An 18,860-nucleotide genomic window follows, 5' to 3' on the forward strand; every position below is an offset into this window, starting at 1 on the left:
CTCGATTATTAAACTCAGCATTACCCGCCCTAGGGCGGGATTTTTAACTTTGAGACAGTGATCATCAAACCATTTCGTAGTAGTTTGCTTGAAATCATTCAAAGCGAAAGTCGCATTGAACTTCGGCGCATGTGTCTATTTTCTGCATTAGTGGGGCTTTCTGGCGCACTCATTATTGCCGTTTTAAACCAGGCCGCAGGTCATATCATTGAAAATGAAAGTTCTACTTTCGAATTTTTTGCTTTTGTATTTTGTCTAGCTTTTTATCTCTATTTCTATCAAGTCAATAATCGAGAAAGTGTCCAATCAACTCAAGGACTGATTTATCGATTTCGTTTAAACATTATTCAACTAGTTCTTAAATCTGATCTAAGTGTTTTCAAAGTCATAAGTAAAAACGAGATCCAAATGCGGATTACTAGAGATACTCAAATGGTTTCTCAGGCTATTGTGACTATCGTGACAATTGGGCAATCCACAGCCATTGTCTTTTTTGCGCTCATATATCTAGCCACTCTCTCTTGGATAGCAAGCATTTTGATGTTGGGGTTCTTGCTAGTCACCCTATCGATATTCTTGCAAGTGGAGAAGAAGGCTACTGCAGAACTAAAAGCATCTTATATAGAGGATTCAAAGACATTTGAATTTGTAGCAGAGTTTTTATCCGGATTTCAAGAAATTAAAATGAGCTCAAAAAGAGCCAAGGGCTTTATCGAAGACCTTGTGTCATCCGCAAAAAAATCTAGAGAAACTCGGGAAGTGTCCTTAATCACACTAGGAAAAACTTTTAGCCTTCTCCAGATCATCCTATATATTGCTGTCGGGATGCTTATTTTTGTCGTACCGGTGCTATCAGACTCCTTCTCGGATGTTGTCCTAAAGGTAGCAACCACTAGTCTATTTATGGTTGGCTCGTTTCAGTCAGTCTTTACTTCGCTACCCATGATTGTTCAGGCTGAAGCCTCAGCCAAGCAATTGCTTAGTCTCAAAGACACCTTAGAACAAACCCACAATCAAGCAAACTCTAAGAATGTCGAAGATCAGTATGTGAATGCTAAGCGCTTGACATTGCATGGCATTACCTATCAACACCAATCACTCGAAGAAAAACGTCATTTTGATCTGGGGCCTATAACAACTACTTTTGAGGCAGGGAAAGTCTACTTTATTCGCGGTCAAAACGGCTCAGGAAAAACGACCTTAATTCGGGTATTACTGGGTCTATATGCCCCCACCAAAGGATTCATCACAGTCGATGATCAATTGGTAAATCAGCCATCCTCAAGCGCCTATCGAGATCTATTTGCAGTTGTATTTAGCGATTTCTTTCTCTTCAAGAAGCTCTATGGAATTAGCCAAGAGAGTTTAGCGGAAGGTCAATCCTTAATTGAAATGTTCCAGCTTGAAGACAAAGTATCCATACTCGACAACCAATTCGATACCATTCACCTATCCACCGGCCAGCGAAAGCGATTGGGCTTACTTGAGGCTCTACTAGAGGATAAGCAATTTGTCGTCCTGGATGAATGGGCAGCTGATCAAGACCCCGAGTTCAGAAAATATTTTTACCAGGTTCTGATCCCTTATATCAAGGCGCTTGGTAAAACGCTGATTGCAATTAGTCACGACGATCGATATTTTGATGTGGCTGACGAAATTATTACCATTGACCAGGGTCAGTTAATCTAGGTTTTTAAGATATGAATAAAATTATGAACAATGCCTTACCTCATTTCCGTGCCTGGGTTCGAAAACATACACTGAAATTCATTCTGATTTGCTTTTTCTTTTTGACAACGGCAATTGTCTTATGGCCGAAAATCCATGTCATCATCCCCGTTGGCAATGTTGGCATCCTATTTAGGCCAATCTGGGGTGGCACTGATTTATATACAGTCTTGGGGGAAGGTATTCGTCTGAAGACTCCATGGGATAGCGTCACTCAGTATGACACCACGATTCAGCAAAAAGTGGTTACTGTTGATATCTTAACCAAAGACTTACTCAAATCCAAATTAACAGTTTCATATCAGTTTAAGGTGTATGAAGAAAACATTCCCATGTTGCATAAGTACGTTGGATCAAGCTATGTTTCTAAATTCGTAGAGCCAAGCATCATTGCCTCAGTCAGAGATTCCATTGGCAAGTTATCGTCCACTGATGCTTTTACTCTAGACATTGCTGCAGTTCAGAGTGCCATCCGCCAAGGGTCAGATTTATCGATCATTAATTCAATCTATCCACCTGGTATTAATGATGTTCGCCTAGTTAGGATAGTGGGTATTGAATTTCAAGACTTCAGCTTCCCTAAAGAAGTTGAAGATGCCATTTCCAAAAAAATGGTCGAGTCAGCCAAAGCAGCGAGCTATCCATATATCTTGGATGCAGAGCGTGGAGAAGCCACTCGCAAAGAAATCGAGGCTGAAGGTATCCGCAAGTTTCAAGACATCATTAGGCCTGGCTTAAGTGATAACTATTTGCGTTGGCGCGGTATTGAAGCGACCCAAAAACTCGCAGAATCAAGTAACTCAAAGATGGTTTTGTTTGGACAAGGTCCTACAGGACTTCCACTCATTATGGGTGATATGGATAAGACACCAATTACTAATAACAAAACAGGTAAGTAAATCTATTCCGGCTTTACTTACTGAGTTCGTACGTAAAAGTTGCCCATATTATCTAGTACATATTCCGCCTCGTCTAACGACACCCTGCTGCGAATGCTGATTTGCTTATCCAAAACCTGAGTCGAGAAAGTCCAGCCGGAAGGCAATTCTAGCGATGGAGCGAGATTCATCAGCCCATCTAAAGTAAGAGAGGAATTGATCAAGTTACTAAAAGTAGTCATAGTGTAAGTTTTGCCATCAGGGCCATTCAACTGATACACCCGAAGCCCTGGGTTATATACAAAATGGACAACTCCAGTGACTTTTATAGGTGTAAAAGTTAGACCAACAAAGCCTTTGCGATATCTTGGATCAGTAAGGTAGCGATAGAAATAAGCAAAGTAGCTCACAGTAAGTTCGCCAGTTTTTCTGAACTTCAATCTACCAATTTCAATATAAGGCTCATTCAAGGGGGTTAAATCTTTACTCATTACAGGAATATGGACCCCAGATTTAACGATTTCAGCTGGTTTCATGAAGGTTTGCAGCTGAACAGAAATTGACACCGCCGTAAGTTTTTCGTATTCAGAGTCCCTACAATCAGCCCTAAGATCAGTTGAAAAAATAGAAAGTTTGATACCGGTGAGCTTTTTTTCAATCACGTTAAAAATGCAAAAAGAGCGTTCGAAACCCAAGTCCGACTTTTCACTGACAGATTTTTCGATAGCGAGACTGCTGCTTGGCGCATTTTGCGAGTTTGCCGAGATAGAAAACCCTAAAAAGACAAGGAAAATAATCTTATCTAGTGAGGGCTTCAGCATATATTTTGTGAACATAAGAATTAATAATAGCTTCGTAATTAAGGATAAATATTAACTCATTATGACCTTAGAAAAACCTTGAAATATTCATCAAATTGTCCAAAAGATGGGTGTTCAATTCGCGATTCTTATAGTAGAGTAATTTTGCTTTATGGGGCTTAATTTTTTGATGCCTGCGATATATGTTTGTCTATAGTAATTCCCATTATTTTAGTAATTTTTTAACGAGGCCAGATGATGATTTTTTTTATAATTCTTAAAACATTAATTATTGGAGCAATCATTGGTGGCTGTCTTTATGCATTCGCAAGTAAAGAGAGTATGCCGAATCAGCTGATGACAAACACTGGAACGATAGATGCTCAAAACGGAACTGCGCAGAGTATTCCATCTACTGGTAATCCATTTGTAGTCGCTCTTCGGTTTATCCGCAATTTAATTTATTTAATTCTCATCATCCTGATTCCACTCATTATCTTTCGCTTCATTGTCTAAATATAAATAAAGTGTCCAATATATTAAGGATTCATACATGGTATTTTTAATTAAATTTCTGCTCTTATTCGCCCTTGTAGGAGCTGCGCTTGGCTATCTACTCAATGGCAGAACCTCAGACTCAGCAAAACAAGGGGCTGCGGGAGGCGTTCTTTTGGCGACTCTCGGCTTATTTCAACTCCTATGCTTTGGCGCCCTAGCTATTGCTGGGATTTGGTTGATCACCAGAATTTTTTAAATTCTTTCTCCATAACTACATACCATAAAAAATACAATGCCTACTCAATTAATCGAACTAGAAGAAGTTAATCCAAGCACGATCAGCGATGATCAACTAGAGAGTTACTCACAAAATAGTGCAATAGTGACGCAGTGGACATGTGGAAATATGACAATTTGCGGCTGCTACTGATTCACTAGGGAACTCCTCAAATGATTCGATCTAAGACTCTCGTACCCCTTAAAGGATTGCTGCTATCTGCAATTCTGACTGGCTGCGCTTCCGTTTCGCCAGATTTTTCGGATATGTCTCAGTCTTATCAAAAGTCGATTGAAAAATATCAAAACAATAACTTTTTACTAAATATTGTTCGCAGCTCAAAAGAGATGCCTTTGAGTTTTATTGATATACCCAGCGTCATAGGCACGGGTAATATCACTGAAACTGCTGGATTATCAGGACTCTTTTATTCCGCGTCTGCAGGTAGCGGACTCTCTGGACTATTTACAGTGGCAGGCAGCAACGTCGCAGCCTCATACATCAATCCATCGCTAGGTCTTAGCCTGGGAAGATCTTTTAACTTTACTCAGTCCTCTTTGGCTAATGCACAATTTCAAAAAGAATTTTTGAGCATCATCCCTATCGAAACGATTAATTTTTTTGCAAGACACCACATCCCGCCTGAACTCATTTTCTCACTCACCATTGATAGCATTGAGGTTTCAAAGCCAGATGGCACAACGAAGGAATATTTTAATAATCCAACAAGCACAAATTTTGCTGAATTCCAAGCTCTGATTAGGCATCTCATTCAATACGGCTTAACTACAGAGATTGTTAAAACAGAAAACGCTGTAGGACCACCCTTAGATGTAAAAAAAATGGGCCCCACTTTGCCGCAAACTATTTTGCAATATGTAGGTTCAAAAAATTCCAATAAGCTAGACTTTAAGCCGGCAGCAGAAAAAAATCCTGATCTATACCAATTTACCCAAGAAGTCACTACAGCCCGCTTATGCTTTGCGGCTTATAAAAACATTCAGGCCGTTAGAAGTGAGTTTGGTGAAAGCATGCTCTGTCAAAATCCGCTCGGAACTACCAAGCAAAAAGTAGAGCGCTTAGGAATTACAGGCACCCTATCACCCAATAAAGACAAAACCTCACTTGCAATCAGAATACGATCCAATAGGGATGTTTATCACTTCCTAGGTGAAGTTTTGATTGCTCAAATACAAACTATGCCACGGATGACGTACTTAGAACCAACAGCTATTTCTATTCAACAGAAAAAAAGCCTAAATGAAGAACAAGTTCCTTTACTGGTGATCAATAAAAACCCCCCTACTGGTACTAAATCGATTGCCACGATTAGCTATGATGGCGATACCTATAGTATTCCTGCGGAAAATAATGGCTATAGCGCCTTAGTGATTGATGTGCTCTCTCAGTTCTTAAACCTGAATAAGATCCCAGGATCTATACCCGCCTCACCTGCAGTCTTGGTTCAATAAACAATGTCCAGTAACGAGATCTAGTCAGTCAATCTATCTGCCTTATGGAGTGCATGAACCCAATTTGCATAGGAAAGCATTGCAAAACCTGCTCGCCCTGTACCATTATTCATGCCGTCAAATAGTGTTTGCATCTTAAAGTTCTCAAAAACCGGCAAGGCAGTAATCTGCCAAGCAGTATCTACAATCTCAGTAATTTGATCAGAGCTAGACAGAAGACCATCCCACCATAAGGGGCCAAAGTTTGCCTTATAGGCATAGTTGCTTAGTTCTGGCGGAATAACCCTTGAGAAAAACTTTCTAGCCCACCATTTTTGAATATCCTGTGTTTGACCATTCCGAAGGGATAGCAATACCTGCTTAACAGGCGATAAAGCAGCAATGTCAATATAGGCTGAACCCTGGGGGGAAAAGACATAATCATGGAGCCAATTGTCCTGTAAATTTGGCCACCGAATATCATTTGCATTATTGTTCACTGCCTCAACTAGCATAGAGTCAAAAGCGACTCCCTGAAAAATATATTTGACATCATGCTCTTTCAGCATCTTGACCGTATTAGCGCCAATATTGTGATGCAAAGACGTATAGCTAGGCAAGAAATGCGCGGGCGTTTCTAGTAGGTCGGTAAATTGTAATGAAAAAGATTTACTGAGAATCACATTCTTAAATTTTTTAGCGATGGTTTCTTGAATGTGCTTTTCGGTACGAAATTTAAAGAGTGAACTGACCTAATTTTTAGTACCACTCCAAAAGAGAGGATTTTTGATAATCTTCACCCTAAAGGAGTGCTAAATATGGCAAAAGGCCAACGTCTCAAACCCGAACAAATAGTCACCTTATTGCGTCAAATCGATGTTTTAACCACCAATGGCAAAACCCTAGCCCAGGCCTGTAAAGAAGTGGGAACGGTTGAGCAAAGCTACTACCGTTGGCGCAAGATCTACGGCGGCATGAAAGTCGATCAGGCAAAGAAGTATAAAGATCTGGAACTGGAAAATACCCGGCTTAAGAAACTGGTTGCCGATCTCTCCTTGCGAGAAGTCATGCTCAAGGAAGTCATTAAGGGAAACTTCTAAGCCCTACTAGGCGTAAAAATGCAGCGCAGCTGCTCATGGATAAGCATCTTGTCTCTGAGCGGTCTGCCTGTAGTTTGGTAGGGCTCTCCAGAGCAGCGTATCGGTACATGCCGCTCCCTCGAGATGACGAAGGGCCGCTTAGGGCTGAGGTCATCCGTATGGCGAGCACCTATGGCAGGTACGGCTACCGATTTATTGCAGGCATGATGCGCAATAGCGGTTGGGGACAAGCGACTACAGCCAAGGTCGCTCGTATCTGGCGGCAAGAAGGCCTAAAGATCCCACAAAAGCAACCCCCTAGAGGCAGACTCTGGCTCTCCGATGGCAGTTGTATGCGCCTGCGAGCTACCCACCCCAACCATGTGTGGAGTTATGACTTTGTCTTTATTAGAGATGCTTATGGCGGCAAGATCAGGATGCTCACGATGATTGATGAGTTCACCAGGAAATGCTTAACGATCCACTGCGCTAGAAGGATTGGCTCGATCCAAGTGATTGAACAACTGGCGAACGCCATGATCGCCAACGGTATCCCGGAATACATACGCTCGGACAACGGCCCAGAATTTATTGCTAAAGACCTACGCAGTTGGTTATCTGGCATTGGAGTGAAAACCGCTTACATTGAACCAGGGAGCCCCTGGGAGAATGGCTTTTGTGAAAGCTTTAATGGCACCTTCAGAGACAACCTTGTGGATGGTGAAATCTTCTACAGTCTTAAAGAAGCCCAGATCATCGTGGGGGAATGGGTGAAACACTATAACCATGTCAGGCCGCATAGTGCATTAGGTTATAGGCCACCAGCACCTCAAACCCAAGTACCCCAACTATTACAGAATCAACCCATGGTGCTGCAATGATTTACTATGGAAAAACTCTCTTTGGTTGTGGACCTAAATTGATAGCAGTTCACTGAGTGACTAATCTCAAATAAGTGACTTACCCGCTTAAGACCACCTGACTTTAGAAACTCTTTAACTACCTTTAGCTTGAACTGCTTGCTGTACTTGCTCATAAAACAAAACCCCCTTGGTTGGACATAACGTCCAACTTTTGGGGGTCAGTTCATTCGGGTGGCTTTTACTTTTGACTCTCAATCAGAGCAATTATGGAGCAACCCACTGCTTCTGCAAGACCCGTCGAACCATTGGTTCAAAGGTTGAGAGAGGCTCACTTTTGTAGTTGGCATCAAATGAGACTTCATCAAACTTAGCACAAAACTCTACTGTTTGCGCATACGCAGGGTCAGATTTATATTGATCACGCGCATTGGGATCTACACCTATCTTATCCCCATAAAAATAGGTTTGAAATAATCCATGTTGTAGCAGCATCCAATAATTGTTTCTGGAAATAAAAGGATGCAAGATTGATGCAATCACCTCACCATGATTAAAGGGCCCCAAAGGTTCTGCAATATCGTGAAATAGAGCAACTACTACATATTCCTCATCCTTACCATCACGCAAAGCTCTAGTAGCCGTCTGAAGGCAATGCTCTTTACGAGTAATGTTGTAAGCCGTATCCTTAGATAGGTTTTCTAAAAGAGCAAAGAGTTGATCAGGTAAAGCTTCTAAGGTGCGCTCATGAACCGCTTTCATTACCGCAAAATCATCTGCAGTACCTAGGTCCATTCTTGTGAAGTGCATTTTTTCCATCTGAAATCTTTCAAAAAATCGACTTAATAATTTATATTTTCTTAATGTACATAGCCTTACTTAGGCCATTATCGTTAGATGTATTCGTTTTATCAAGTTATCTGCAAACACTCTACTAACTTGCTGTTTGTAAAGCCTTGGATACTTCATCAAGATTCCGTCCTAACTATTGTTTAGACCAGTTAGGAGATCTTAAATAAGATTTCGGTTGAATAAATTGAAGCCCCTGAATGCTACTTTCAAAAGATTTAGGTAGCAGGCTCGGTATAGTACTTTTCTCTTTAATCCTGAGCTGCTGAGCATTTTGAACCGCCACAGAATTTTCAGATGAAGTAACGCTATATATAGGGTTCGATTGAAGATAAATGAGCATTAAATTATTTCGAAATGCCTCGAACTGAAGTGAGCCCGGATTTTGAATAGCAGCTTGATTGGGTAATGGATGCATCACAAACGCAGCAGGTAAAGGTAATTTTGGAGTCTGCGCCCAAGCAAATGAAGCATATATAGCGAGATAAAGGCCTAAAAGGAAAATTTTCATAATGTAGGCACTGAATAGTTAGCACTTTGACGCCATAAATTCACTAGCGCCTTTAGGTGATTCGCTTGTGCATCCAATAAGGCACCCTCCTTATCCCGCTTATCCATGATTGCTAGGATAGGACTTTTATTTGGATATTTGATAGCGGCCTCATGCTCCTTTTGTGCTTCCACAAGCATATCGCGCGCAACACTGTATTGCATAAATGCCTGCAATACCTGAATCCGAATTTGTACCTTGAGATCACGTAGTTGCATCTCATATTGGAGCTTTTGATTTGCTGTACTGACCAGATCCGCTGACTGAAAGTAATTATTGATAGGGATGGGGATTGTGATGCCCAGTGAGATCGAATTCTGAGCGGTATATGTAGTCCCCGAATTCACTAAAGTAATATCACGAGGTGATGCAGGTATTGTGTATGAAACACCATTAGTGTATTGATACTGCGGAGTTCTGGTCTGAGCAATGTAGGGATAGACATTCACATTACGATTCTTTAATGCGAGAGTCACATTTTTATCTGCTACGTCTATAGCAGACTGAAGACTCAAAACCTCTATGCGCTGCTCCTGACCTCGCACGATTAATTCTTCAACATTGTATTCTTGTGCTGGAAAATTTAAGCCTCCTCTTGGATAAGGTAAATCCTGGAGTGCATCGCCAGAGTAATTGAGTAAATTTAATGCAGAGAAAGACAAGTCTTTTTCAGTTAAATTTTTATATGTAGTCAGAAAGCGTTCAGAATCTGCAGTTTTTGTAGTAGCTTGTAAGGGCTTAATTTTGGCTAATGCCTCGTTATAAGACTTCAGCATAAGACCGAGTCGGAGCGTATCAATATAAGTATTCAGTGCTTGTAGCTCAACACTGGTTCTAATTTTCTCTAATTGAACAGCGCTTGCCTCGGTTTGAGCTTGAGCTAATTTTTCTCTCGCGTCACGCTTGCCCCAGCCTTCAATCGTAAAAGAAAGTCCGTAGGTACTTGATTCAGGAGTAGTGTAAGGGCTATAAGGTGCTTGGTTCTGGTATGCGCCTCGGTTATAGCTCACACTAGGAGAAAATTGATACAAACTTTGCGCCTCTTTGTTCGCTATAGCCGTTTGAACATCAAGTGAAGCGCCATTGATGTAAGCATTACTTTGTCTTACCAACTCAAGGTAGGGACCCAAGGCGATTGGGCTGTACTTTAGCTCTACCGCCTCAGTGAGGCCGCTTAATATGAGCGCAATAATCCCAATGAATACAGGGTTGTATCTAGTTTTTCGTACAAGAGGTCGACAGCAAATGAAATCAGCCACTAGATAAGCGCCATTGCGGAACTAGTTTGGTGTCTTGAGTTGACTAATTGGGTGGAGGCACCACTATGACGACATTATTGGTATTGCCAGTGTCAATATTGACTGTATTACCGCTTTTATTGCCATTCCCGCTGTTCTTAGCGTTAGCAGAAACAGAGCCACTCTGCAGATTGGTGTTACCACTTTTTGAGGTATCTCCGCTTTTGCTGCTAGTGCTCACTTGCGTATTATTTCCGCTCTTATTGCTAGTACTTATATAGTTTGGACTGTTGGTATTGGAGATAAAAGCATTGGGGGTGCTTCCAGCTGAACCAGGAGCAGGCCCAAAAGCGCTTTTTGGGGCACCCATACTAGCGGGGCCTGATTCACGGGCTTGAGAAAATACTAACAATGGAGTAAGGGCAACAAGCGCAATAAAGGATTTGATCTTCATGTAGCATCTTTTATGATTTTATTAATCTGAATTTAAAAGTAAATTGATTTACCCCTTTGATTGTTGATTACTTTGCCGCCATATGAAACCCCCCGATCGGAGGGATAGTTTTTAAATGCTTATGTGGGAATGACAGCTGTGCTTACAGATAAATAGATAGAAGTTATTCTTTAGCTTTGAGCGAAACAGGAGCATCTGGCGCCAAAACAATGTAGGCTCGTTGTCATGAATAAGGGCCGAGTAATCTCCATATATGCCCTGAACCAGCTAATTCTTCAGCTAGTAAAATTTCACCTAGATTAATGATAAGGGGCCATTATTACGAATTATAAAATCCATGCACCAGTTAATGTGACAACTAGCTGACTAACGGGATTGTTATGCCAATCATATTGGCCTCCCGAGGGAATTTCTTGCAACGCCGCTGTTTGAGCCAAGAACTTCGATGGCAAAGCATCCCCGCGATCGTTTGTTAAGTTAAGGTCAATAACACCCTCTTCAAAATAAGAATTACTGATTCAATTGGCATCAGTGGCGACACATCCGATAAAGACTATATTTGGGCGGTAGCTAGAGTAAAGGCTTCTGGCTCAATATCGGATGCCGACGATCAAGCCAGAAATTAACAACGGGCCCTAATCTATCAATCTATCTGCCTTGTGAAGGGCGTGAATCCAATTGGCATATCCAAGTAAAGCGTACCCTACACGACCAGAGCCATTATTCATGCCATCAAATATCGATTGCATTTTAAAGTTCTCAAAAATAGGTAAGGCAGTAATCTCCCAAGCAGTATCTACAATCTTAGTAATTTGTTCAGAGCTTGATAGAAGGCCATCCCACCATACTGGGCCATAGTTTGCTTTGTAAGCGTAGTTACTCAGCTCTGGGGGAATAACCCTAGCAAAAAACTTTCTAGCCCACCATTTTTGGTTATCCTGAGCTTGACCATTCCGAAGCGATATAAGCATCCTCTTGATTGGAGTTAATGCAGCGACGTCAACATAGGCCGAACCTTGCGGAGCAAATACATAATCATGCATCCAGTCATCTTGCAAATTAGGGAAGCGTATATCGTTGGCATTATTATCAACAGATGCAGTGAGCATCATATCAAAAGCGGTGCCTTGAAAGACATATTTAATATCATGCTCTTTGAGTGATTGAAGCGTATTAGCAGCAATACTATGATGTAGAGAAGCATAGCAAGGCAAAAAGTGTGGGGGTGTTTCTATCAAATTAGTAAATTGCATTGAAAAAGAATTGCTTAAAATGACATGTTTAAATCTATTAGAAATTATTTCTTGAATATGCTTTTCGGTACGAAATTTGTAGAGCTCGCTAATCGTTCCGATCAGGACAGGCTCATAACCAAGCATTACCAAAATTCCGATGATGATGGAGGAATCCAAGCCACCGCTAACCTCTACGGCAATCTTTCCTTTAGTACTTTTTAGTAGGCGCCTAGAATTTTTCAAGCATGATTCAAAAGTAAGGCCTTTAGAGAGATTAATATTCTTTTTTATCTTTCTAAAAAATCCATCTTCAAATGCCCACTTTGTCCTTGCGGGGATAGGGTAAATATCAGGCAAAACTGGCTGGTACTCATTTAGATGAATGGGTAAGCAAATTTCATTTTGCGTATGAGCATCAAAAGATTGTGTTGTAAATAGGCTTTTAGAAATCTTTTGGGTTTGATCAACAAAGCATTGGTCTTTTAAAGAAAAATAGTCTGTAGTGTATTTGGGGTTATCAATAATCAATTTAACTACCCTCCTTAATAAGCATATGCAGCAATAGGCAGGAAATTTATCCAGTTTCGATCCCAAGGATCAGGCTGGTAATCTTTTTCAATAATCCAAGCATGAAGATTGGTTTGGGGTAAATCAGCACCAATCAATAAAACGCCAGATTTTTTAAACTCAATAGAACTTTTAGCAACCGCTAAGGTTCTATTAAGGCAACCCCGCCGATCACTTAAAGTAGAGCGATTTTGCTGTGCTAGCGCATGAAAAGCCTGCAACGAATTTTTAAACAGGGGCTGATAGATGCCTGCATACTGATTAACAAGCCAGTAGTTTATTTGTCTCAAAAAAACAATGCGCTCATAGAACTTATCAAGCGCCTGTAATTGTTTTTCATCCAGCGCGTAAGACTGCACAAAATCAGGCGGTTGCAAACTATATGGAAATTGGCAGTACCGTAAAGCATCTAATACTTTATTAGGCAAAGAATCAGATTGAAATTTACCTAAATCATTAGGGCTGATCTGATGCAAATTACCTGTAAGTGGATGTAAGTACCAGCCGCTATTACGATGCTCTTTAGCAAGAGAATAATAGTTCATTACGTAAAAAATCCTAACAGCTTAAAAATTAAAAAACCACTCCATGGAGTGGCTTGAATTTGATGCTTAAATTAAACTTATACGCTGAAAGGCTCAATCTAAAAAACCCCAGCCATCAGACCAGGCGCCAGAACCATTTTGAATCTTGGAAGCTGCTGCATACTTCTTATTTTTTGAGCATAAGCTAGCGATAACGATTTTTAACATACATTTCCCTTTGGTAAGTAAATTTATAAGTAAGCTCTTTGTGAAATTGATGCCTCACAAGTATCATAATAAATTACTTCTTTACCATTTAGAACCCCCCGTTCGATGGGTAATGCTCACCATATAAGTTAGCAATATTGGCTAGCTATTGATAAACTCAGGCAGCAGAAATTCCAGCAGTCAATGAAATCAACTCTGCTAGAGAGCGCAGGCGCAGTTTGTACATCACCTCTGATTTGTACTCTTTAACCGTCGATAGCGAGATACCCAGGGCCTCTACTAGCTCTTTATTGCCATAGCCTTTTGCTAGGAGATGAAATACCTGCAGCTCACGGGGAGAGAGTGTTGTAAGAGCTTCATTTAAGCGAGATTTACGAATCAGTTCTTGCATTGCAATGCTATCCTGCTCTATCGCTCTTTCAACAGCACCTAAAAAGTCTTCTCGACTAAATGGTTTAAGTAAGAAGTCAAATGCCCCGCCTTTAAAAGCTTTAACAATCTGCTCATCCGAACTCTCGCCGCTAATAAAAATGATGGGTATCTTGTGACCCTTGGCAAGAAGCTCCTCTTGTAACTGTACCCCGGACAATTTAGGCATCCGCATATCAGTCACTAATACCGCAGGAATCAACGGCTTGAAGTCAGCCAAAAACTGCTCAGGATTCGAAAAGGCGAAAACGGTATAACCACAAAAAAGCAATGCCCGCTCTAAATCAGAGCGGTAGCCATCGTCGTCTTCAACCAAAAAAATGTATTTTTTATTGGCGTTCATTATTTATTGAATTAGCCCAATTAAATGCAACATACCGCATTGTGACAAACATATGTGAGCAGCAATACCCTCCGAATGACGGGTAAAGCGAGTAATTAGAAATAATTAAATTTTATTGGAGGTAAATTACCCCCAATTCCCCCTAACGCCCCTAGGGATCGATATGATGAAAATAACGCCGCCTTTATCTGGCAAGTTCTCATATGTTAGGGAGCCCTTATGGCGCTCAACGATGTAGCGCGAAAGCCATAGACCTATTCCAGTCCCCCCAGATTTCGAGGTGGCAAATAGATTAAATATTTTTTTCTCTTGCACTGCGTTAATTCCAGGTCCGTTATCTATAAACTTCAGCAAATAATTCCCTGATTGATCAATGCTGCTTTGGATTTGAATCAGTTTATTGCTTTTAGATGTGGTGTCCAAGGCTTCAATTGCATTGGACAGTAAATTGACAATTGCCTGACGAAATAGAGACTCCCAGATAAATTGTTGCCTATTGACATGGAGATCAAGCACTATTTCAATGTTTGATTTTTGAATACGCCCTACATAAAGCGATACGACCTCTTTTACCAAACCATCTACGCTACATAATGAAGAATCTTCTGCGCCAGAATTGAACAGTTTTTTTAAGCTTACAATTAAGTTAGCCGCTGATTGATTCGCTTTCAGAATATTGTCTAGCGGTAACTTTAGATTCTCAGGCTTTACATCTGATTGGTTAATCAATTGCGAAATTTCATCTCTATTGAGGGCAATACGACCTAAAAATTGATTAAGCTCGTGTGCCAAGCCTGCAGATAAAGCGCCGCTCTCAATCAAGGTGCTGCTGTTAGACAGATTTTCAATCAGCACATCTTTTTCATGCAGCAAACCTTGAATCTGCTCGTCCCTAATTTTGACCTTAACAGCGTTGTACGAAAAATTCTCCATCCAATGCATCAGAATTAATAGCTGGATGAATAGAAATAGAGTTCCCCTTAAAACACGAGAAGAAGTATCAAATAGTGAAATATCAGTCCGCGTGAATCCAAAAAGATAGCCTTGATAATTGGCAACAAAAATAATCACCATCCAGATCGCAAAAATACCGATAGCTACTAAGATAGTAGAGCTGATTAAATTGAACCAGATTGTTGGGAGCTCCTTGTTGCTAATAGAAGCTTCGACAAGCGTCCAACCTAAAAGGCAAAGAATGAAGAAATAGACAGAAAAAGATCGATCTAAATAGCTGCCATTTTTACCGACTAAAAAAAAGATAAGAAAAAAAAGAAATAAGCATACCAAACTCGCAAAAACAAACCTCTTGGATACTCTTTTTCGCAGAGCTCTAAAGTAAAGAGGCTGACACAACATTGCGAAGCCAAAAAGAAAATACCCGATAAAAAATGTCTTTTTAAAGGCTGAATCTGGTAGATCTTCAAAAAAACGGTACGAATCTAAGTTGCTGCCCAAAAATATTAAGGCTTTGACAACTAATGCTGTGCCCAAAAAACCAATCGCACTCGCAAAAGACATGAAATAAAAACTCTGATTTCGTTCAACTCCTTTAGATAATTGAGCACCTGAAATCAACATTGACAATAAGATCAATGATATTGAAGCAAAGTAGAAGGCTAGATACTGAGACATGTGTTGTTATTTTAAGACTTACCCTGATAAGCTATTTCAACAAGAATCAAAACTGATAGCCTAATCCTACAAGAAATCGATTAGTTTGTGGTGTTGTTGTTACAGAAGCATTGAATGTGCGGCCCGAGGAGACGATAGATCTTGATGTGGTCTGTGCACCATAGGAGGAGTAACTAGCCTCACCAAAAAAATAAATCGAACCATAAATGAACTGCTTATAACCAAGGCCTAATAAGTTACCATTAAAGTTCGGGCCAGTATTGGAGTTATTTACCTGCGTTTGCTTGCCTACCTTTAAATAGACTAAGCCATGCTCCGTTTTAAATCCGGGAGAAAGAAAAAATCCATAGTTATAAAGAGACTTAATGCCACTCACTGTTGTTGTTTTATTTAAAGCTTGGATTTGGAGTTCTTGCGTCAAGCCATTAGCAGGGGAAATATTGGCACCAATCGCTATAAAATAATTCTGCGCAACTTGAAAGTTATACCCTGTGGTCATTACTGCCACAGTATGGCCAGGTCCACCTGAGCTCACGCTAGACGGAATCACCGAGCTATTGAGTGTCAAAACAGAGGTGGTGGATGTATTGATATTGCGATATCCAATACCTAAATCGGTATAAAAACCTTCAAATTTAGAGCGTATTTGATCTTGTCCTTGTGCTAAAGCTGGCAGACAAAATACTGATATCAACAGAAAAAATGGGGTAAACCAAATCCTGAGCATTCTTAAACATCACTACTAAATGAGTAAGGCTATAGTATGGGTAATAGGGCTTGTATTTAATATCCTACGATCGTAGGGATAGTGTCACTCTTTATGAGTTGGCATATCTCGAGTAAACAACGCTCCAAGGGAAACTTCACTGTATACCCGAGTTTTACTGACAATCTGCATTCGAATGATATAACTAACTGAGCAGCATAGTCCTCAGGCAATAGTCAATTCTTTTGTGAGGAACGTTTGATAGGAGGGCACCTCTCATGATTCAACGTCTCTTATTGCGTTGATATTTTATGTGATACTTAAATCGATAACTGAATGTATTTATTGACCATAACTCGTTGGTGGCAATCAATTTAAAAATTATGCTTTTTTATACTCCGAATTTAGCAAAGCGCCTCCTCAAAACCACCTTTAAATTAAGAGAGTATTTTCTATATTTAACCTACGATTAGCTAATGGGTAGTATTAAAGGGGGGGGTAGCCAACGGCTTATCGGAGAATTGGGCTTCAAAGATTTCTATTGACTGACGCTTTCCTCGAATCTCAACTGCCCCCATTGAGATCAGTTGGATAGCACGTCCATTAAATTCATACTCTCTACTGCCATCAACGCCTGCTACCAAGATTGAGGTAACTTTGTCTTTAGTCATCGTCTCAAGACGCGCTGCCATATTTACGGCATCGCCCAAGACCGTGTAGTTAAATCGAAAGCTTGAACCCATATTGCCCACTGTTACTCCTCCCGAGGCAACACCGATTCCAAAGTCAATATGAATTCCTCTGAGCCTGTCATCGAGAGCGTACATTTTTTCTCTAATAATGTTTGCATCTTGCTCAATCAAGCAAGCGGCATACAAGGCTCTTGCTTGATGATTCTCTTGTTTTTCGGGGGCATTCCAAAATGCCATGACTGCATCGCCAATGTATTTATCAATAGTAGCCCCACTCTCAATCAAGCGAATGGTCACCTCATCCATAATTGTAGAAATTGTCTTAACCATTAATACTGGATCATCTTTAAGTCTTTCTGTAAGACTAGTAAAGCCACGCAGATCTAGGAACAAGACCGTCGTATCGATGAGCTCACCGCCAAGCGTGGGCAAATTACTGCTCTGAGTAATTCTTTTTACTACATCAGCAGGGACATACTGTAAGAACGATTTCTGCATCCTTTTTCTAAGAGACTCTTCGAAAAGAGACTTTAGTAAATAAGTAACTAACCCACCAGAAAAGAGCAGCACCAGCCCCAACGGAAAGTTAAACAAAAAGCCATACTCTAGGAATACGTATAGAGCGATTGCAGTTAAAACTGCGGCACTGCTAATCAATAAGCCGATCGCATACACTAGAGACAGACGCTGCACCAATAAGACCGAAATAAGGGAAAGAATTGCACAGATTAGAAAAATCACCCTGTCAAATATATTGTTAGTAGAGATAAACCGACCAGCCAATAGCTGGTCAATAATCTGCAGATGAATCAAAGCACCTGGTATTGAATCCTCTAGTGGCGTGGAATGCCTATCACCTAGGGCTAGAGCATCTACACCCACCACAGCAATCTTTCCCTCTAACTCTAAAACTATGCCGTTAACTAAACGGTGTGCAGATATTTTTGAGAAACGACTGGTGTGACCATGATGTAGTAGCATGCTGCCAGCAGAATTTAGATTGAGGATGGCATCCCCTACTTTCAGCATTAATTGATGGCCAGAATCCGAGGGCTTAACAATATAGTTTTTTGCACCTACGGCCAAACGAAGCATCTCTAAACCTAAGGCAGGAAAGATATCCCCTTTGTGTGCTGCTATCAATGGTGTTTCTCGAATAAAGCCATCAACTTGATGCGTATTTACAAAGCCGGCCCCATTGGCAACACTGAAGACAGGCAAGGGCATGATCAAGTTAGGCACTTCCAGCAGGCCATTTATCACATCACCAATCACAATGAATCGATTCGGGAATAGCGTCTTAGGATTAATAGAAGCCTCTCCAGACAATGCAAATGCAACAGCTGTTGATGTCTGACTTAAGGATTGAGCTAACTCAGCATCGCCATTTACAGCACCAGCCGATAGCAATCGTGGCTCCGGAATATTTAATAATGAGCTGATTTTTTTAGGTGTATAGCGGTCCTCCTCAATAAATAAAATATCTAGGCCACTCGCAGCAGCACCGCTCTTAGAAATATTCTCAGTGATTTTTGCAATGGTTTGACGAGGCCAGGGCCACTGACCTAGCTTTTCTAAAGACACGTCATCGATTGCAACAAACACTAAAGACTGTGCGTTATCGGGGTAGTACTTATCGTAGGGGAAAATCTTGACCAAAGCATCTAATGACCTACGCTTAGTGCTATCGTGAACTCCAAGGCCATCAAACAAGCTGAATACAAATAGGATAACTACGGTAATAAAACCTACCACCAGTGCCTTCGGGACCCTATTAAAAAGTAGGAATAGTTTGTGCAATTTTCAAGACATGAGATTGAGGTAGTTCGAAGATCATACTAA

Annotated in this window: 19 protein-coding genes; 6 read left to right on the top strand and 13 right to left on the bottom strand. The window is 40.7% G+C overall.

Features of this window, described 5'->3' with window-relative positions; genetic code table 11:
- Positions 1-129 precede the first annotated feature (129 nt).
- Positions 130-1,689, top strand: a complete 1,560-nt coding sequence (locus DN92_RS03145) for a cyclic peptide export ABC transporter (protein WP_254598366.1) — start codon at positions 130-132, stop codon at positions 1,687-1,689.
- A gap of 11 nt (positions 1,690-1,700) precedes the next feature.
- Positions 1,701-2,627, top strand: coding sequence for a prohibitin family protein (locus tag DN92_RS03150; protein ID WP_173959888.1), 927 nt, complete (start codon positions 1,701-1,703; stop codon positions 2,625-2,627).
- A gap of 17 nt (positions 2,628-2,644) precedes the next feature.
- Here DN92_RS03150 and DN92_RS03155 read toward each other — a convergent pair whose 3' ends face one another.
- Positions 2,645-3,427, bottom strand: a complete 783-nt coding sequence (locus DN92_RS03155) for a hypothetical protein (protein ID WP_173959889.1) — start codon at positions 3,425-3,427, stop codon at positions 2,645-2,647.
- 237 nt (positions 3,428-3,664) lie between these two features.
- Between DN92_RS03155 and DN92_RS03160 the strand changes: the two genes are divergently transcribed.
- The 3 genes from DN92_RS03160 to DN92_RS03170 all read left to right on the top strand — a co-directional run bounded on the left by DN92_RS03160 (position 3,665) and on the right by DN92_RS03170 (position 5,653).
- Positions 3,665-3,922 (top strand): hypothetical protein, encoded by a 258-nt coding sequence (locus tag DN92_RS03160; RefSeq protein WP_173959890.1) that lies wholly within the window; start codon positions 3,665-3,667, stop codon positions 3,920-3,922.
- 37 nt (positions 3,923-3,959) lie between these two features.
- Positions 3,960-4,160, top strand: a complete 201-nt coding sequence (locus DN92_RS03165; protein ID WP_173959891.1) for a hypothetical protein — start codon at positions 3,960-3,962, stop codon at positions 4,158-4,160.
- A gap of 194 nt (positions 4,161-4,354) precedes the next feature.
- On the top strand, positions 4,355-5,653 hold the full coding sequence (locus DN92_RS03170; protein WP_173959892.1) for a hypothetical protein: 1,299 nt from the start codon (positions 4,355-4,357) through the stop codon (positions 5,651-5,653).
- Between the two features lie 20 nt (positions 5,654-5,673).
- On the opposite strand, the gene DN92_RS03175 is transcribed toward DN92_RS03170, so the two are convergent.
- The gene (locus DN92_RS03175) at positions 5,674-6,252 is read right to left on the bottom strand and encodes a hypothetical protein (RefSeq protein ID WP_217426044.1); all 579 of its coding nucleotides are present in this window, start codon (positions 6,250-6,252) and stop codon (positions 5,674-5,676) included.
- Positions 6,253-6,450: 198 nt separating this feature from the next.
- Here DN92_RS03175 and DN92_RS03180 point away from each other — a divergent pair.
- Positions 6,451-7,592, top strand: a protein-coding gene (locus tag DN92_RS03180; RefSeq protein ID WP_173959700.1) for an IS3 family transposase whose coding sequence is annotated in 2 segments (ribosomal slippage) — positions 6,451-6,718 and positions 6,718-7,592 — 1,143 coding nt in all. Because the reading frame shifts where the segments join, the coding sequence is not laid out codon by codon here.
- Here DN92_RS03180 and DN92_RS03185 read toward each other — a convergent pair.
- The 11 genes from DN92_RS03185 to DN92_RS03235 all read right to left on the bottom strand — a co-directional run bounded on the left by DN92_RS03185 (position 7,571) and on the right by DN92_RS03235 (position 18,731).
- Complete coding sequence (locus DN92_RS03185; protein ID WP_173959894.1) at positions 7,571-7,747, bottom strand: transposase; 177 nt, start codon at positions 7,745-7,747, stop codon at positions 7,571-7,573. The genes DN92_RS03180 and DN92_RS03185 overlap by 22 nt on opposite strands.
- Before the next feature lie 91 nt (positions 7,748-7,838).
- Entirely contained in the window at positions 7,839-8,390 is a 552-nt protein-coding gene (locus tag DN92_RS03190) for a phosphohydrolase (protein ID WP_173959895.1), read from the bottom strand.
- Positions 8,391-8,556: 166 nt separating this feature from the next.
- Entirely contained in the window at positions 8,557-8,931 is a 375-nt protein-coding gene (locus DN92_RS03195) for a hypothetical protein (RefSeq protein WP_173959896.1), read from the bottom strand.
- Positions 8,928-10,229 (bottom strand): TolC family protein, encoded by a 1,302-nt coding sequence (locus DN92_RS03200; RefSeq protein ID WP_173959897.1) that lies wholly within the window; start codon positions 10,227-10,229, stop codon positions 8,928-8,930. The genes DN92_RS03195 and DN92_RS03200 overlap by 4 nt, the downstream gene beginning before the upstream one ends.
- A gap of 43 nt (positions 10,230-10,272) precedes the next feature.
- A complete protein-coding gene (locus tag DN92_RS03205) occupies positions 10,273-10,662 on the bottom strand; it encodes a hypothetical protein (RefSeq protein WP_173959898.1) in 390 nt (129 codons plus the stop codon).
- 635 nt (positions 10,663-11,297) lie between these two features.
- Entirely contained in the window at positions 11,298-12,425 is a 1,128-nt protein-coding gene (locus DN92_RS03210; protein ID WP_173959899.1) for a hypothetical protein, read from the bottom strand.
- 14 nt (positions 12,426-12,439) lie between these two features.
- Entirely contained in the window at positions 12,440-13,009 is a 570-nt protein-coding gene (locus tag DN92_RS03215) for a hypothetical protein (RefSeq protein WP_173959900.1), read from the bottom strand.
- Positions 13,010-13,373: 364 nt separating this feature from the next.
- Positions 13,374-13,988, bottom strand: coding sequence for a response regulator transcription factor (locus tag DN92_RS03220; RefSeq protein WP_173959901.1), 615 nt, complete (start codon positions 13,986-13,988; stop codon positions 13,374-13,376).
- 126 nt (positions 13,989-14,114) lie between these two features.
- Positions 14,115-15,620, bottom strand: a complete 1,506-nt coding sequence (locus DN92_RS03225) for a sensor histidine kinase (protein WP_173959902.1) — start codon at positions 15,618-15,620, stop codon at positions 14,115-14,117.
- A gap of 46 nt (positions 15,621-15,666) precedes the next feature.
- Complete coding sequence (locus DN92_RS03230; RefSeq protein WP_173959903.1) at positions 15,667-16,314, bottom strand: hypothetical protein; 648 nt, start codon at positions 16,312-16,314, stop codon at positions 15,667-15,669.
- Positions 16,315-16,799: 485 nt separating this feature from the next.
- Positions 16,800-18,731, bottom strand: a complete 1,932-nt coding sequence (locus DN92_RS03235; RefSeq protein ID WP_173959904.1) for a CHASE2 domain-containing protein — start codon at positions 18,729-18,731, stop codon at positions 16,800-16,802.
- Positions 18,732-18,860: the final 129 nt, after the last annotated feature.

Origin of the sequence: Polynucleobacter arcticus (assembly GCF_013307205.1) — a bacterium.
In the GTDB taxonomy this organism is placed as follows: Bacteria; Pseudomonadota; Gammaproteobacteria; order Burkholderiales; family Burkholderiaceae; genus Polynucleobacter; species Polynucleobacter arcticus.

Excerpts from the sequence above, each read along its gene's own strand:
- DN92_RS03145 (WP_254598366.1), top strand. The coding sequence starts at position 130 with ATGTGTCTATTTTCTGCATTAGTGGGGCTTTCTGGCGCACTCATTATT.
- DN92_RS03150 (WP_173959888.1), top strand. The coding sequence starts at position 1,701 with ATGAATAAAATTATGAACAATGCCTTACCTCATTTCCGTGCCTGGGTT.
- DN92_RS03155 (WP_173959889.1), bottom strand. The coding sequence starts at position 3,427 with ATGCTGAAGCCCTCACTAGATAAGATTATTTTCCTTGTCTTTTTAGGG.
- DN92_RS03160 (WP_173959890.1), top strand. The coding sequence starts at position 3,665 with ATGATTTTTTTTATAATTCTTAAAACATTAATTATTGGAGCAATCATT.
- DN92_RS03165 (WP_173959891.1), top strand. The coding sequence starts at position 3,960 with ATGGTATTTTTAATTAAATTTCTGCTCTTATTCGCCCTTGTAGGAGCT.
- DN92_RS03170 (WP_173959892.1), top strand. The coding sequence starts at position 4,355 with ATGATTCGATCTAAGACTCTCGTACCCCTTAAAGGATTGCTGCTATCT.
- DN92_RS03185 (WP_173959894.1), bottom strand. The coding sequence starts at position 7,747 with ATGAGCAAGTACAGCAAGCAGTTCAAGCTAAAGGTAGTTAAAGAGTTT.
- DN92_RS03190 (WP_173959895.1), bottom strand. The coding sequence starts at position 8,390 with ATGGAAAAAATGCACTTCACAAGAATGGACCTAGGTACTGCAGATGAT.
- DN92_RS03195 (WP_173959896.1), bottom strand. The coding sequence starts at position 8,931 with ATGAAAATTTTCCTTTTAGGCCTTTATCTCGCTATATATGCTTCATTT.
- DN92_RS03205 (WP_173959898.1), bottom strand. The coding sequence starts at position 10,662 with ATGAAGATCAAATCCTTTATTGCGCTTGTTGCCCTTACTCCATTGTTA.
- DN92_RS03215 (WP_173959900.1), bottom strand. The coding sequence starts at position 13,009 with ATGAACTATTATTCTCTTGCTAAAGAGCATCGTAATAGCGGCTGGTAC.
- DN92_RS03220 (WP_173959901.1), bottom strand. The coding sequence starts at position 13,988 with ATGAACGCCAATAAAAAATACATTTTTTTGGTTGAAGACGACGATGGC.
- DN92_RS03225 (WP_173959902.1), bottom strand. The coding sequence starts at position 15,620 with ATGTCTCAGTATCTAGCCTTCTACTTTGCTTCAATATCATTGATCTTA.